The sequence below is a fragment of the Microbacterium oxydans genome (assembly GCF_026559675.1).
Lineage (GTDB): Bacteria > Actinomycetota > Actinomycetes > Actinomycetales > Microbacteriaceae > Microbacterium > Microbacterium oxydans_D.
The window spans coordinates 381,983-396,316 of the sequence record NZ_CP092891.1 but is presented as its reverse complement, the minus strand read 5'-3'; the positions used below and the strand labels follow the sequence as shown (position 1 = coordinate 396,316).

Genomic DNA, 14,334 nt, shown 5'->3' with positions numbered 1-14,334 from the left:
GAAGTCAGCGCGCGCTCAGAGAGCGCGGATGTTCGCCGCCTGCATGCCCTTGGGGCCACGCTCAGCGTCGAATTCGACCTTCTGGTTCTCGCGGAGCTCCTTGAAACCGGAGCCGGCGATAGCCGAGTAGTGGGCGAAGAGGTCGTCCGAGCCGTCATCGGGAGCGATGAAGCCGAAGCCCTTTTCCGCGTTGAACCATTTCACAGTGCCAGTGGCCATGTGTTTCTACTTTCTGTTGACTTAGCCGTTTACACGGCCTACGCCGAATCGGAACATCCGACACGCGCGCTCTGTCACGGTACCACGGCAGGCTGACGGCCAGCACTGAACGTCGGATTCTTCTGCAGAACCGCCGCCTCGGTGCGCGTGCTCACCCCGAGTTTCCGCAGGACGGCCGACACGTGGACGCTCACGGTCTTCACGCTGATGAACAGCCGCTCCCCGATCTGACGGTTGCTCAGCCCCTCGGCGATGAGTTCGAGCACCTGGCGCTCCCGCGCCGTGAGCGGGTCGGTGCCGGAGGGGTCTCCGCCCGAAGAGCGGGCTCCGAGACCGGCGTCCGTGGCGAACCGCGCGACCGCGCTCTGCAGCTGTGCGTTGCCGAGGACCTCGGCCGCGTCGGCCGCCTCGGCGAGCAGGGCCGACGCCGCGGCGCGATCTCCCTGTTGCACCAGCAGCCGCGCCCGCTCGAGGCGCAGGACGACCCGGAAGGTCACCGGCACGTCGTCGCCGTCCGCGCAGCGCATCGCCCGGTCGATCGCCTCGGGGCGCGGGTCGAGCAGGGCGTCGATGATCGTCGACCACGCATCGTCCTGCAGCTGCGCGGGCTGCGCGCGCCAGGCGGCGCGCAGCGCGTCGGAGTCCGTCGCCACCTCGGCCCCGTCGGCACGCAGCTCGGCGATGATCGCCCCGCCCTCCAGCAGCAGTCGACGCTGATGGAGCAGGGCCGGCTGCCCGTCCTGCAGCATCTCGAGGATCGTGTCGAGCGCGCCGCGGAGGTCGCCCTCGCTCTCGGCCACCGCGACCGTCATCATCACCCGGTCGTACCAGATCTGCCGTTCGGAGACGCCGGTCTCCTGGAACGCGGGCAGCCAGTCGCGCAGCAGATCCGCCGCCTCCGCCGAGCGGCCGCGCCAGGCCAGCACGCGCACGCGGGTCATGCTCATGTACATCCGGAACACCCGGAGCGTCCCCTGCACGAAATCGCGCGACAGCATCTCCTCGACCCGGGCGATCTCGCCGAGTTCGAGGAGGGGCACGACCATGTTCTGCGCCATGATCGACCCCGAGGTGCGTTCGACGCGCAGCTCGCGAGCCCGACGCAGCCCTTCCTCGGCGACCTCGACGGCCTCGCGGTAGCGGCCGAGCAGCGTGAGCAGGTCGGAGTAGTTCACGCGGTAGCGCATCTCGGCGTTCGACCCGGTCGCGAGCTCGCGCGCCCGCTCGTACTCGCGCACGCCCTCCTCGACCCGGCCGAGGTGCGCCAGAGAGCCGCCGCGGACGTTCGCGGCGATGGAGAGCTGATCCGTGGACGACGCCCCCGCGGCACCGCGTTCGGCCTCGTCGGCGAGGCGGATCGCCTCCTCCCGGTCTCCCGCGATCATGCGGCGGCTCGCGAGCTGGTTCAGCAGCTCGGCGCGGAACACCTCGTCGCCGACACGCTCCTCGGCGATGGCCAGGGCCTGCTGCAGCAGCGGTATCGCCCCCAGCCGCCCGAGGTTGACGAGGTACAGCGCCTTGTTGCGCAGGAGCCGGGCGTGCAGTCGCGGATCGACGGTCTCCGGGTCGACCTCGGCGAGCGCGACATTCGCCACGGCGAGCGCACGCTCACCGTCGCCCGCGTTGCGCAGGATCGAGCCGAGCACGAGGAGCAGATCGAGGCGCTCGACGCCCGCCGCCTCCGCGGCATCGGGCACCTGCGGCCACAGCTCCAGCACCAGCTCCCCGAAGCGCGCCGCGCTGGCGAACGCGTATCTGGCCTTCGCATGGCGCATCGCATCGGCGGCGGCGATGAGGGCCTTCCGATCGTCTTGCGCGAGCTGCCAGTGGTAGGCGAGTGCGGCGGCATCGCCGCTGTCCGGTCCGGCGCACTGCGCCTCGAGCGTCTCGGCGTAGGAGCGATGCAGGCGCGCCCGTTCGCCGGGGAGCAGATCGTCGTGCACGGCTTCGCGCAGGAGCGCGTGCCGGAAGCGGTAGTCGTCGTCGACCACGACGAGGATGCCGCTGCGGGTCGCCTCGCGGATCGCCTCGTCGAGGCGCTGCTCCGGCAGGTCGGTGAGGCGCGTGATCAGCGGATGCGACAGCGGGCGCTCCGCACCGGAGACGACCTGCACGACGTGCTGCGCGTCGTCGCCGAGCCGGTCGAAGCGGGCCAGCAGCAGGTCGCGGAGCCCGCCGGGGAGCGGCCCGTTCGCGCAGCCCGCGATCTCCTCGACGAAGAAGGGGACGCCTTCGGCCCGCACCTGCATACGGTCGAGGGCCGTCTCCGAGAGCGGATGCCCGGTGATCTGCTCGGCCAGCTCGCGCACGGCGTCTTCGTCGAGGCGGGCGAGTGTGAGGCGCTCGAGCAGGCGGGCCCGCGTGGCCTCGCCGATGAAGCGGCTCACGGCATCGCCGCGGCGCACGTCGTCGGTGCGGCAGGTGATGAGGAGCAGCACGCGGCCGCGCCCGAGGGCACGGAGGAGGAAGGAGAGGATCGCGAGGGTCGACTCGTCGGCCCAGTGCAGGTCTTCGACCACGAGCACCTGCGGGGCGCGTTCGGCGGCCGCCTCGATCAGGGACGCGATGGCATCGCGGAGACGCTCGGGGCTCGTGCGCTCGCGATCGGTCGGGGCGTCGACGAGTTCGGGGAGCAGCATGCCGAGCGCCTCGGCCCCGACCCCGACCGACTCGCGCACCCGATCGACGCCCATGTGCGTGACGATCGAGCGGAGGATGCCGGTGAGCGGACCGTACGGCGTGCGCGAAGCCCCGAGGTCGAGGCACCAGCCCGTGTGCACGTCGGCGGTCTGCGCGATCTCGGCGGCGAACTCCCGCACCAGGCGCGACTTGCCGATACCGGCCTCGCCCTCGACGAGCAGCGCCGCGGGGACGCCGTCGCGGACCCCGGCGAACAGTCGGCGCACCTCGACGAGCTCGGCCTCGCGACCGACCATCGCGGCGCTCGGAGCGGATGGGGGCATGGATTCATCGTCCCACTCCCGACCGACATTCGGGGCGGTCCCCGCGCGGGCGTCGCTCACCGTGCGGGAGCCGCGATCGGCTCGCATCCGGAGCTCTCGCGGCCGGACGCCGCGCCGCGCGTCCGACCCGATCCGCGGAGGACCCGGCGCAGCATCCGCCGCACCGCTCCCTCGGAACGCGGCACGATCCGATCGGCGTGCTCGGCGAGGAAGCGGCGCCGCTCGGCGGCGCGCTCGATCTGCTGCTGCTCGTGGGCGGCGATCTGCTGGGTGAAGTACGGGTGCTCGAACATGGGGTTCTCCTCGACGGTTCGCTGTATCCCTACAGTCCGCTCTGAGGCCCCCGGACGACATCGGACGGATGCCCTATCTTTCCGGCCGAGGCGACTAGGGATGCCGCGAGGAGCGCCGCAGGGTCCGACGAGCCGACGGGCGGGACTGCTCCGGCGCGAGGATCGCGAGCACGCGGACCAGGGTGGCCATCCACAGCAGCCCGAGTCCGACGATGATCGCCTCCAGCGCCGTCGCCCGGTAGAGGCCGAACGGCAGCCACAGCACGACGGCCACGACCACGAGCAGGCCGACGCCGACCGAGGTGATCAGCAGCGCCCGCGGAGCACCCGGGATCGCCGCCACGGTCGCTCCCGCAGCGGCGACGAACAGCACGAGGGTCGCGAACGCCGCGATGTCGTGCGGGAGCGGCACGCGATGCAGCGGCAGCAGGCCGACGGCCGCGAGCGCGAGGCCCGTGGCCGCCCACAGCGCGACGACGACGGCGATGCGTCCGAGAGCGGAGTCGCCGCGCATCCGGTGCAGGTCCCGGCCGATGTAGGAGCCGACCGTCGCCACGAGCAGCCCGGCCACGACGAGCGTGCCGTTGAAGGCCCATCCGGAGCCGAGCTGCGAGAAGTTGGCCTCCCACCAGCGCGGGTCGGCCGCGGTGACCATGGCGAACAGCGTGCCGATCACGAGGAATCCGAACAGGAGCGCGGCGAGGTCGGCCGTGCGCAGCCCGATGCCGGCGCCGAACGCGAACCGCCCGCCGACGGCAGAGGCGACCCCGGTGAGCAGCCCGCCCCCGATCGCCGCGAGCCGCAGCCCCTGGAGCCCCACGGCGAGGATCTCGGAGGCGAGGAGGACGCCCATCACCGTGACGGCACCGAAGGCGACGGTCAGCGCGAACGCCGAGAGGTCGGACACCACCGCCTGCCAGCGCGGCATCGGCGCCGTCTCGCCGCGGCGATGCAGGAGCGTGCTCGTGAGGAAGGCGCCGGCCGCGATCACTCCCGCGACCACCGCCGCCGGCATCGCGAGCGAGCCGTCGCCGGTGAGCGGTCGCGGGTCACCGCCCAGGAGGAGCACACCGGCGACCGTGCCGACCACGAGGCAGATCACGGTCGCCCAGACCGCCCTCGTCTCGTCGCGCAGCATCGCGTCCCGCTCCATGTGCTCATGCAAGCACGCACCCCGGACGCGCGGGAACCCCCTGGCGCGCTCGGGGCCGTCCGGCGCACGGACACCGGTCCGCGGCGACGCCATCCGCACGACTAGCGTTGACCCCATGCGCATCCCCGCCGCGATCCGCGCCACCAAGCGCTCCCCGCTGCTGCAGGTCGTGAAGTCGGCCGCGGCGACGATCGCCGCGTGGCTGATCGCCGGATGGGTGTTCCCCGCCCAGCTGCCCGTCTTCGCCGCGATCGCCGCGCTCCTCGTCGTGCAGCCCAGCGTCAACCAGTCGCTGTCGAAGGCTCTCGAGCGCAGCATCGGGGTGATCGCCGGCGTCGTGATCGCCGTCGCCCTGGGGCTGCTGCTGGGCTCCCCGAGCTGGATCGTGCTGCTGGCGATCGTGGTCGCGATGCTCGTCGCCTGGATCTTCCGGGCCTCGCCCGGGACCGGCAACCAGGTCGCGATCTCCGCGATGCTCGTGCTGGCCCTGGGTTCCTCCAGCCCCGAGTACGCGTTCGCGCGCATCGTCGAGACGCTGATCGGCGTCGTGATCGGCATCGTCGTGAACGCGCTCATCGTGCCGCCGGTGCTGGTCGAGCCGGCCCGGCGGGATGTGGGCCTGCTCGGGCGCGAGCTCGCGGCGAGCCTCGAACGACTCGCCGCCGCGCTCCCCGAACCGCAGACGCCGGCCGCGCTGCAGGAGCTGATGCTCGAGGTGCGGCTGCTGCGTCCCATGAAGGACGCCGCGGACGCCGCCATCGCCGCCGGGGAGGAGTCGCTGACCCTGAACCCGCGGCGCTCGACCCATCGTGAGGATCTGCGCGAGATGCGGGAGCTGCTCGAACGGCTCTCCCCCATCGTGACGCAGACGATCGGCATGACCCGCGCCTACTTCGACCACTACGACGACACCCTCGGGGAGGAACCGGCGGTCACCGCGATCGCCGAGCAGCTGCGCCGAGCCGGTCACGATGTGCGGCTGGCCGTGCAGGAGGCGGCCGCATCGCCGGAACCCGACACCCTGACCTCGGCGATCCCCGCCCTCACGGCGCCGCTCGTCATCCGCCCGCCCTCGTCGCAGCACTGGATCCTGATCGGGTCGCTCATGGAGGACCTCCGTCGCATCCGCGGCGAACTGCTCGACGAGGAGTGATGGCCGTCCTTCCGGCCTACGCTGGAGGCATGTCCGACATGACCGTCCCGGAGGCGCTGGGCGAGCTCGCGGCGCTCGAAGACCCGAAGATGCGCGCCGCCAACGAGAAGCGCGGCGACGACCACGGCATCAACCTCAGCCGGATGCGTGCGCTCGCCAAGCGGATCAAGACCGACCAGCCCCTCGCACAGGAGCTGTGGGCGACCGGCGAGACCTCCGCGCGACTGCTCGCGCTGCTGATCTGCCGTCCGCGGGACTTCACCGCCGACGAGCTCGACGCCATGCTGCGCGAGACGCGCCCGCCGAAGGTGAACGACTGGTTCGTCAACTACGTCGCCAAGAAGACCCCGCTCGCCGAAGAGCTGCGGCTGCGCTGGTTCGACGACGCCGACCCGACCGTGGCGGCGGCCGCCTGGTCGCTCACGACGGTGCGGGTGATGAAAGATCCCGAGGGTCTGGATCTGCGACACCTGCTCGATCTGATCGAGCGGGACATGAAGGATGCACCGTCGCGCCTGCAGTGGGCCATGAACGAGACCCTCGCCAACATCGGCATCTATCATCCCGAGTACCGCACGAGGGCGCTGGAGATCGGCGAACGGCTGCAGGTACTCGCCGACTATCCGACGGCGCCCGGATGCACCTCGCCCTTCGCCCCGCTCTGGATCGGTGAGATCGTGCGGCGGCGCGAGGGCTGAGCCGCCTCAGTCGGGAAGCACGGCCATCACGTCGAGGTGGATGACCGCGTCGCCGTCGAGCGACGCGTGCAGCACCTGTCGGGCGGGGCGGGATGCGGCGTCGGGGAACATCGCGAGCCACTCGCGGTTCAACGCCCCACGGTCGCGATACTCGCCGAGCAGCACCGTGACCTTGATGACGTCGTCGGTCGATCCACCCGCCGCATCCATCAGCGCCCGGAGATGTGAGAACGCGTTGACGCACTGCGTGTCGAGCGACCGCGGCATCTCCCCGGTCTCCGCATCGCGGCCCGTCAAAGCGCCGGAGACGAGGAGGGAACCGATCCGGCTGGCGGCCGGCACCGGATTGGCGTGCGTGTAGCCGGGCACGTCGACGGACCGACGCCCGTTCACGCCACGACCGTGTTCTCGATCACGCCCAACCCCTCGATCTCGGCGCGGACCACGTCGCCCGCCTTCAGGAAGTTCCGCGTGGGTGCGCCGATCCCGGACGGTGTGCCGGTGGCGAGAATGTCGCCGGGCATCAGCGTCATCACCTGGCTGAGGTAGGCGATCTGGGCGTAGATGTCGTGGATCATGTCGCTCGTGTCCGCGTCCTGACGCACCTCTCCGTTGACGCTGAGGGTCATCCGCAGCGCGAGCGGGTCCTCGATCTCGTCATCCGTGGTCAGCCAGGGGCCGATCGGTCCGTGCGTGTCGAAGGACTTCCCGAGCGTGAAGGTCGGCGACAGCTTCTGCAGCCAGTCCCGCACCGACACGTCGTTCGCGACGACGTATCCGGCGATGACCGAGCGGGCATCCTCCACCGCGACGTCCTTCGCTCTGACGCCGATCACCACGCCGAGTTCGATCTCGTAGTCGAGCTCGTCCGACACGGCGGGCTTCACGATGTCGCCGAAAGGGTCGTTCAGGCACGACACCTGCTTGTTGAACCAGAGCTGGCTGGTCGGGATCGGGATGCCGGCGGCGCGCGCCTCCTCCGCATGCTGCGCGTAGTTCATGCCGATGCCGAGATACTTCTGCGGGTCGTCGATCGGCGCCAGCAGTGTGACGTCGGTCAGCGGATGCCGTGGTCCGTGGGCGGCGCGGATCTCGGCTCCGCGTTCCCGGAGCGTCGGAAGCACGGCCCGCAGCGAGGGCCCGAATTCCTCGGTGAGGTCGACGATCGCGTCGCCGTCGACCCTGCCGAACCGCGGCTGGGAGTCGCCGATGCGGAAACGGGCGAGCCTCATGCCTGCTCCTCCCCGTCGGGCGCGACTTCACTGGGCAGCGCACCCCAGACCTGCTCGCCCATCGGCGTCATCTGGAAGCTCACGAAGCGCCAGGCGCCGTCGGCACCACGCCGGAGCACCTGGGTCGCGACGCCGCTGAGGGTGCGCTCCGAGCCGTCCGGGTTCCGCAGCCGGTTCGTGATCGGTCCGGTCATGATGACGACGTCGCCGACCGTCCGGATGGAGAGCTCGCCCCGCGACATGTCGAGGTAGGCCCGGCGGGTGCCGACGTGTTCGAGCAGCTGTGCCTTGGTGTGGGTCAGCCCCGGGGCATGGATGTGCACGAGCTCCTCGTCGAAGAGCTCGTCCAGGGTCTCCAGATCGCCCTCGATCAGCGCCTGCTGGCGACGTGCCTCGACGGCGAGGATCTCCGCGCGGACGCCGAGGTCCACTTCCTCGGTCGTGCTCACGACGGGACCTCCTCACCCGAGACGAGCCAGGTGCGGAATCCGGTCGCCTCTCCGACCTCGTGTCCGGGCCGCGGCGCTCCGACCAGCGCGTGATACCGGCTGAAGATCCCATCCGCCTCGGCAAGCGGGAGGACGTCCTCGATGTCGTCGAACGGCTTGCCGTCCGTGCGCTCGGCGACCATGCGACGGATCACCTCGTATCCCTCCCCGCGCATGTTGTCGGCGATGCGGTTGACGACCTCCCGGCGGACGCCGTCATAGGCCGCGAACGCCTCCGCCGGATCCGTGTGCGCGGCGAGCTTCTCGGTCAGCACCCTGGCGTCGAGCATCGCCTGCGTGATCCCGTTGCCCCCGCGCGGATACATGGCGTGCGCCGCGTCTCCGAGCAGCACGACCCGTCCGTCCACCCAGCTGTCGAGCGGGAAGTGCCGGATCAGCGGGAACAGGTACACCTCCCGGGCATCGCGGATCAGCTGCTGGACGTCGAGGAACGGCAGGGTCAGGGTGTCGAAGGCGGGGATGATCTGCTCGGGGTCCGCCACCTGGTTCCAGTCCTCGATGGTCTCCTCGCCGTTGGTCTCGACGACCCAGTTGATGAGGTCGAGTCCGCTGCCCTCGAAGTTCTCGGCGATCGGATACACGACCATGGTGGAGATGCGGGGGTCGCCCAGGTGCAGGATCGTGTGACCGCCGCGGAACGGCTCTCGCAGGGTGGTGCCCCGCCACATCGTGATGCCGGAGAACTCGGGTTCCGCGAGGTTCGGGTGCATCTGCCGGCGCACGGCCGACTTGATCCCGTCGGCCGCGATGACCGCCGCATGACGCACCTGCTCCGCGCGTCCGTCGCGGTGCTCGACGTCGAGCGTGACGCCCTCGGCATCCTGCGAGTACCGCACGACCCGCGCGCCGAGCACGACGGCATCCTCGCCGAGCCGCTCGATCACCGTGCGGAACAGGAGCATCTGCAGGATGCCGCGGTGCACGAAGCGCTGCTCGTGGAGGTACCCCATGTGCACGCCGCACTTCTCGGCGTAGATCTCCTGGCCGAAGTGGTTGTAGAAGATCGAGTCCTCGGCGTCGACGGAGATGGCCCGGAACTGCTCGAGCAGCCCCAGCTCGTCGAGCTCCTTCGTGCCGACCGTCTTGATGTCGACGCCGACGCCGAGCGGCTTGAGCTCGGGGACGGACTCGTAGACGGTGGGGCGGATGCCCTGCTGATGCAGGCGAAGCGCGGTGACGAGCCCGCCGGGGCCCGCGCCGATGATCGCGATGTCGGACATGATTCCTCTTATCTCTGGGGTTCCTGCTCACCGAGCAGCTCGGTGAGGAGAGCGGGGGTCGACCGGGCGCAGGGCAGGCCGGAAGAGGATGCCGGCGCCACCGGCATCCTGGGGACGACGTCATCGCCGACGCGGGCGACGGGTCGAGAGTCGTGGGCGATCGCGCATCGCCACGGGGAGGGGCTCAGTCGACGCGCGTGCGGCGGAACCAGTCGCTCATGAAGTCGAGGAAGACCTTCACCCGCTCCGGCGTCTGCCCTCCGGGACCGTGCACCGCGTACAGCGACCGTGACTGCACCGGGAACTCCGGGAGCACCTCGACGACGACGCCGGTCTCGAGCGCTCGTCGGGCCGAGCGCCGCGGGATGATCCCGATGCCGCGACCGGACTCGATCAGCTGCTCGATGATCAGGTAGGCGTTCGTCGAGACGACGGGGTCCTGCACCTTGTAGTGCAGGAGGTCGCTCCCCTCGCCGAGCCGCCACGCCGGATCGCTGGTGTGACTGATCAGCTCGTGGTCCGCCAGGTCGGCGACCGTGCGCGGCGTCCCATGCTGCTCCAGATACGCCGCCGACGCGGCGAGCACGAACGGGAGCTCCGAGATCCGTCGTACCCGCACCCGCGAGTCGCGGGGATCGCGGGCATGGAAGGCCACGTCGAAGCCGCGGTCCAGGAAGTCGTACAGCCGATCCGAGATCCCGCCCAGCTCCAGCCGCACCCGCATCTTCGGGTGCGCTTCGACGAACGCCCCGACCGCCGTGCCCAGATCCATCAGGCCGATCCACTTCGGACTGATCACCGAGAGATGGCCCTCGGCGGAGTCCTGCGTGTCGTTCATCTGCGCGTCGGTGTCGTCGATCTCCTGCAGGATGCGCTCCGCGAACTCCGCGTACTTCAGCCCGGCGGCCGTCAGCGAGACCGACCGCGGGGTGCGATTCACCAGCCGCACACCGACCTGCTCTTCGAGGTCGGCCACGTGACGGGACACCATCGAGGGCGAGATGCCGAGATCCACCGCGGCTCCGCTGAAGGTGGCTGCGCGCGCGACGGCGGCGAAGGTCCTCATCACGACCAGTCGGTCCACGGTGATCCTCCCGCGCAGCGTCCGCGGGTTCGGGGGTCGCCCGCGTCGTCACGAGTGTATCGAGGGCACGGCGGGTCATCGTGACGCCCCCTCGGCGGCGAGCGCGCGATCGGCGAGGCGCACGGCTCGCCGCTCCTCGCGCCCTGCGGGGTGGGACGCGGGAGTCGCTTCGAGCAGACGGCGCGTATAGGGGTCCTGCGGGGCGTCGAACAGCCGATCGGTGTCGGCGAGCTCCACGAGACGTCCGCTGCTCATCACGCCGACCCGGTGGGCGATGTGGCGGACCAGGGCGAGGTCGTGCGCGATGAAGAGGTAGCTCACGCCGGTCTGCTGCTGCAGGTCGGCCAGCAGGTTGATGATCTGCCCCTGGGTGGAGAGGTCGAGCGCGCTCACCGCCTCGTCGCACACCACCAGACGCGGCTCGAGCACGAGGGCGCGCGCGATCGCGGCCCGCTGCTGCTGTCCTCCGGAGAGCTCGCTGGGGAAGCGGTCGAGGTGCGCGGTCGTGAGACCCACCATCTCGATGGCTTCCGACATCCGCCGCCGACGGGCCATCCGATCCCCCATGCCGTGCCGGGCGAGCGCGATGTCCAGCGCCTGCGACACCAGCTGGCGCGGGTTCAGGGAGGCGCTCGGGTCCTGGAACACGGCCTGGACCTGTCGCCGGTACGACAGCGGAGTGCGCGTGCCCCACTCGGCGAGATCCTGCCCATCGAACCGGATGCTCCCGGACAGCGTGGGCACCAGCCGCAGGATCGCCCGCCCCGTGGTGCTCTTGCCCGAGCCCGACTCTCCGACGAAGGCGAGCGTCTCACCGGGCCGGATGTCGAAGCTGACGCCTTCCACCGCGGGGACGATGCGGCGCCGGCCGAGGATCCCGCCCGCGACCTCGTACCCGACCGAGAGGTCGCGCACCTCGAGCAGCGCGTTCATCGCACACCTCCCGCAGCGACGGCATCCTGTCGATCGAGGTCGTCGATGTCGGCGTCGATCTCCGCCCGGAGCGACCCGTCGATGACCGAGAGCCGTGCGGAGCCGGCCGCCTTCATGGGGTTCGCGGCCAGGAGGGCCTGCGTGTACCGGTGACCCGGAGCGTCGAACAGCTGTCCGACCGGGGCATCCTCCACGATCCGTCCGCGGTACATGACCGCCGCCCGGTCGCAGGTCTCGGCGACCACGCCGAGGCTGTGCGTGATCATCAGCACTCCCATCCCGTACTCCGCCCGCAGGTCGAGGATGAGGTCGAGCACCTGGCTCTGCGTGGTCACGTCGAGCGCGCTGGTCGCCTCATCCGCGATCAGGAGCTCCGGGTCGGCGGCGAGCGCCATCGCGATGGCGACGCGCTGCGCCATGCCTCCCGAGAACTGGTGCGGGTAGTCGTCGAGGCGGGAGGCGGCACGCTGCACACCCACCCGCTCCAGCAGCTCGACGGCCCGCGCCCGCGCCTGCGCCCGGTTCATCCCCTGGTGGATGCGGAGGGGTTCGACGAGCTGCGCGCCGACCGTGTGCACGGGCGAGAGCGCGGTCGCCGGATCCTGGAACACCGCGCCGACCACGGACCCGCGGATGCCCCGGAGCTCGCGCTCGGGGCGGCCCGCGATCTCGGCCCCCGCGATACGGATCGACCCGCCCGACAGCCAGGTACCGGCGGGGAGCATGCCCAGCACGGCACGGGCGAACGTCGACTTGCCGGAACCCGATTCGCCCAGGAGTCCGACGATCTCCCCCTTCGCCACGTCGAGGCAGACGCGCTTGACGATCTCCACCTGCTCACCGTCGGGTCGGGCGAGGGACACGGTCACGCCGCGGGTGTGCAGGATCGCGTCGGGAGCCGGGTCCGGTGCCGGAGCGGAGGCCGGGACGGATGCCTCACCCCCCGAGGCGCGTCGGGCGGTCTGCACGGGCGTCTCCTCGGCCGCGGGGCCGCTGCGGAGGCCGAGCCGCGGCAGCCGGCGACGCTCGCCGATGAGTGCATCGTTGAGCCCATCGCCGAACACGCTGAAGGCGAGCACGGTGAGCACGATCGCGATGCCGGGCGCCCACGTGAGGTAGGGCGCCACGTTCTGCTTCTCGACGGCGAAGCTGAGCATCGCACCCCAGGTGGGAGTCGTCCGGTCGAGGCCGATGCCGAGGAAGCTCATCGCCGATTCGATCATGATCGCCGATCCGAGGAACACCGCTGCCTGGGTGATGATGCCGCCCACGAGGTTCGGCAGCACCTGACCGAAGATGATCTGCCCCCGACGGAGCCCGGTGACCTCTGCCGCCTCGACGTAGAGCTTCTTCCGTTCGGAGAGCACCGTCGCACGGGTCATGCGGGCGAAGGCCATCGAGAAGATGATGCCGATCGCCAGCATGAGGATGAACATGTTCCGCCCCAGGATGGTGATGACCGTGATGCCGATGAGCATGCCGGGCAGCGACTGCCCCATGTCGACGAAGCGCATGCCGATGCGGTCCCACCAGCCGCCGTTGAAGCCGAACACCAGCCCGAGGGGGACCCCGATCGCGATCGCGATGAGCACGGCGCCGAGGGCGACGAGGAGCACGATGCGCGCCCCGTAGATGAGGCGGCTCAGCTGGTCCTGCCCGAGGTCGTCCGTGCCGAGCAGGAACTGCGAGTCCGGCGCCTGCAGGACGTGGTCGAAGTGCGCCTGGTTCGGGTCGAACGGAGCGAGGAGCGGCGCGGCGACGGCCACGACGACGAGCAGCAGGATGAAGGCCGCGGCGACGATCGTGCCCGGCTGACGACGCAGCCTGCCCAGCACGCGTCCGACGGTGGTCGCATGCTTCTTCGGTCGAGGCGAGGCCTGGATGGTGGAGGTGCGGGTGTCACTCATTGCGGTCGCGATTTCGGGTCGATCAGCCCGTAGCTGATGTCGAGAAGGAGGTTGACGACGATCACCATCGTGGCCACGAGGAGCACTCCGCCCTGGATGACGGCGAAGTCCTTGGCCGTGACGCTGCGGATGATGAGCGAGCCGATACCGGGGAAGGCGAACACCTTCTCGATCGCGAAGCTCGCACCGAGCATGATGCTCACCGTGATCCCGGTGGAGGCGAGGATCGGGACCAGAGCGTTCTTGAAGCCGTAGTGGAAGACCATCCGCGGCCGCGATACGCCGGCCGCGACGAGAGTGTTCACGTAGCGCGCCGAGAGGGTCTCCGCCATCGCCGTGCGTGTCTGCCGCGCGATCAGGGCGGCACCGGCGATGCCGAGGGCGATCGAGGGGAGGATCAGCCCCCGGGCCCACGCGGCGGGGTCGGCGCCGATCGGCACGTAGGCGATCACCGGGACGAGTCGCAGCTGCACGGCGAACACGAGCATCAGGACGATGCCGACCCAGAACTCGGGCACCGACATCGTGAAGCTGGTGATCGCCGTCGCGATCCGATCCCTGATCGACCCGGGCTTGGTGCCGCCGATCAGTCCGAGAGCGAGGCCGAGCACGACCGCGACGAGCAGACCGCCGACCATCAGCGACATCGTCGCCGGGATCCGCTCCGCGAACAGCTCCGACACGGGACGGCCGGAGCTGAACGAGGTGCCGAAGTCTCCGTGCAGCAGGCCGGCGTAGTAGTCGGCGAGGCGCTCGAAGAAGGGCCGATCCAACCCCAGCTGGGCCTCGAGTCGCGCGATGCTCTCCGGGTTCGCGGCGGCGCCGAGCACCGCGGCGGCCGGGCTCCCGGGAACCAGGTAGGTCAGCAGGAACACGAACAGCGACAGCAGGATCAGCTGGGGCACCGCCAGGACGAGGCGGGAGAGGATGAGCTTGAGCATCAGCGGGTTCCCCTCTCTGCTCGCCCCGG

At 70.6% G+C, this 14,334-nt stretch carries 14 protein-coding genes; 2 read left to right on the top strand and 12 right to left on the bottom strand.

The genetic code is table 11. The features are described from left to right. Positions 1-15 precede the first annotated feature (15 nt). The 4 genes from MME74_RS01925 to MME74_RS01910 all read right to left on the bottom strand — a co-directional run bounded on the left by MME74_RS01925 (position 16) and on the right by MME74_RS01910 (position 4,628). Positions 16-219 (bottom strand): cold-shock protein, encoded by a 204-nt coding sequence (locus MME74_RS01925; protein WP_017831237.1) that lies wholly within the window; start codon positions 217-219, stop codon positions 16-18. Between the two features lie 74 nt (positions 220-293). After that, positions 294-3,182: a helix-turn-helix transcriptional regulator gene (locus MME74_RS01920; protein ID WP_267416962.1), complete on the bottom strand. Its 2,889-nt coding sequence runs from the start codon at positions 3,180-3,182 to the stop codon at positions 294-296. 56 nt (positions 3,183-3,238) lie between these two features. Next, positions 3,239-3,475, bottom strand: a complete 237-nt coding sequence (locus MME74_RS01915; protein WP_267416961.1) for a hypothetical protein — start codon at positions 3,473-3,475, stop codon at positions 3,239-3,241. 94 nt (positions 3,476-3,569) lie between these two features. After that, on the bottom strand, positions 3,570-4,628 hold the full coding sequence (locus MME74_RS01910; protein WP_267416960.1) for a hypothetical protein: 1,059 nt from the start codon (positions 4,626-4,628) through the stop codon (positions 3,570-3,572). A gap of 115 nt (positions 4,629-4,743) precedes the next feature. Between MME74_RS01910 and MME74_RS01905 the strand changes: the two genes are divergently transcribed. Further along, on the top strand, positions 4,744-5,781 hold the full coding sequence (locus tag MME74_RS01905) for an FUSC family protein (protein ID WP_267416959.1): 1,038 nt from the start codon (positions 4,744-4,746) through the stop codon (positions 5,779-5,781). A gap of 29 nt (positions 5,782-5,810) precedes the next feature. Further along, on the top strand, positions 5,811-6,479 hold the full coding sequence (locus tag MME74_RS01900; protein WP_267416958.1) for a DNA alkylation repair protein: 669 nt from the start codon (positions 5,811-5,813) through the stop codon (positions 6,477-6,479). A 6-nt stretch (positions 6,480-6,485) separates the two neighbouring features. On the opposite strand, the gene MME74_RS01895 is transcribed toward MME74_RS01900, so the two are convergent. The 8 genes from MME74_RS01895 to MME74_RS01860 form a co-directional block, all read right to left on the bottom strand. Further along, a complete protein-coding gene (locus MME74_RS01895; protein WP_267416957.1) occupies positions 6,486-6,872 on the bottom strand; it encodes a RidA family protein in 387 nt (128 codons plus the stop codon). Next, the gene (locus MME74_RS01890) at positions 6,869-7,711 is read right to left on the bottom strand and encodes a fumarylacetoacetate hydrolase family protein (protein ID WP_267416956.1); all 843 of its coding nucleotides are present in this window, start codon (positions 7,709-7,711) and stop codon (positions 6,869-6,871) included. Before MME74_RS01890 ends, MME74_RS01895 begins: the two co-directional genes overlap by 4 nt. Next, positions 7,708-8,160: a YybH family protein gene (locus MME74_RS01885; RefSeq protein WP_267416955.1), complete on the bottom strand. Its 453-nt coding sequence runs from the start codon at positions 8,158-8,160 to the stop codon at positions 7,708-7,710. The genes MME74_RS01890 and MME74_RS01885 overlap by 4 nt, the downstream gene beginning before the upstream one ends. Next, a complete protein-coding gene (locus tag MME74_RS01880; RefSeq protein WP_267416953.1) occupies positions 8,157-9,440 on the bottom strand; it encodes an FAD-dependent monooxygenase in 1,284 nt (427 codons plus the stop codon). The genes MME74_RS01885 and MME74_RS01880 overlap by 4 nt, the downstream gene beginning before the upstream one ends. A 184-nt stretch (positions 9,441-9,624) precedes the next feature. Beyond that, entirely contained in the window at positions 9,625-10,524 is a 900-nt protein-coding gene (locus tag MME74_RS01875; RefSeq protein WP_267416952.1) for a LysR family transcriptional regulator, read from the bottom strand. 75 nt (positions 10,525-10,599) lie between these two features. After that, positions 10,600-11,457, bottom strand: a complete 858-nt coding sequence (locus MME74_RS01870; protein ID WP_267416951.1) for an ATP-binding cassette domain-containing protein — start codon at positions 11,455-11,457, stop codon at positions 10,600-10,602. Next, entirely contained in the window at positions 11,454-13,364 is a 1,911-nt protein-coding gene (locus MME74_RS01865; RefSeq protein WP_267416950.1) for a dipeptide/oligopeptide/nickel ABC transporter permease/ATP-binding protein, read from the bottom strand. The genes MME74_RS01870 and MME74_RS01865 overlap by 4 nt, the downstream gene beginning before the upstream one ends. After that, positions 13,361-14,305, bottom strand: a complete 945-nt coding sequence (locus MME74_RS01860) for an ABC transporter permease (RefSeq protein ID WP_267416949.1) — start codon at positions 14,303-14,305, stop codon at positions 13,361-13,363. The genes MME74_RS01865 and MME74_RS01860 overlap by 4 nt, the downstream gene beginning before the upstream one ends. Positions 14,306-14,334: the final 29 nt, after the last annotated feature.

Coding starts and splice junctions, on each gene's coding strand:
- MME74_RS01925 (WP_017831237.1), bottom strand. CDS start 219: ATGGCCACTGGCACTGTGAAATGGTTCAACGCGGAAAAGGGCTTCGGC.
- MME74_RS01920 (WP_267416962.1), bottom strand. CDS start 3,182: ATGCCCCCATCCGCTCCGAGCGCCGCGATGGTCGGTCGCGAGGCCGAG.
- MME74_RS01915 (WP_267416961.1), bottom strand. CDS start 3,475: ATGTTCGAGCACCCGTACTTCACCCAGCAGATCGCCGCCCACGAGCAG.
- MME74_RS01910 (WP_267416960.1), bottom strand. CDS start 4,628: ATGGAGCGGGACGCGATGCTGCGCGACGAGACGAGGGCGGTCTGGGCG.
- MME74_RS01905 (WP_267416959.1), top strand. CDS start 4,744: ATGCGCATCCCCGCCGCGATCCGCGCCACCAAGCGCTCCCCGCTGCTG.
- MME74_RS01900 (WP_267416958.1), top strand. CDS start 5,811: ATGTCCGACATGACCGTCCCGGAGGCGCTGGGCGAGCTCGCGGCGCTC.
- MME74_RS01890 (WP_267416956.1), bottom strand. CDS start 7,711: ATGAGGCTCGCCCGTTTCCGCATCGGCGACTCCCAGCCGCGGTTCGGC.
- MME74_RS01880 (WP_267416953.1), bottom strand. CDS start 9,440: ATGTCCGACATCGCGATCATCGGCGCGGGCCCCGGCGGGCTCGTCACC.
- MME74_RS01870 (WP_267416951.1), bottom strand. CDS start 11,457: ATGAACGCGCTGCTCGAGGTGCGCGACCTCTCGGTCGGGTACGAGGTC.
- MME74_RS01865 (WP_267416950.1), bottom strand. CDS start 13,364: ATGAGTGACACCCGCACCTCCACCATCCAGGCCTCGCCTCGACCGAAG.
- MME74_RS01860 (WP_267416949.1), bottom strand. CDS start 14,305: ATGCTCAAGCTCATCCTCTCCCGCCTCGTCCTGGCGGTGCCCCAGCTG.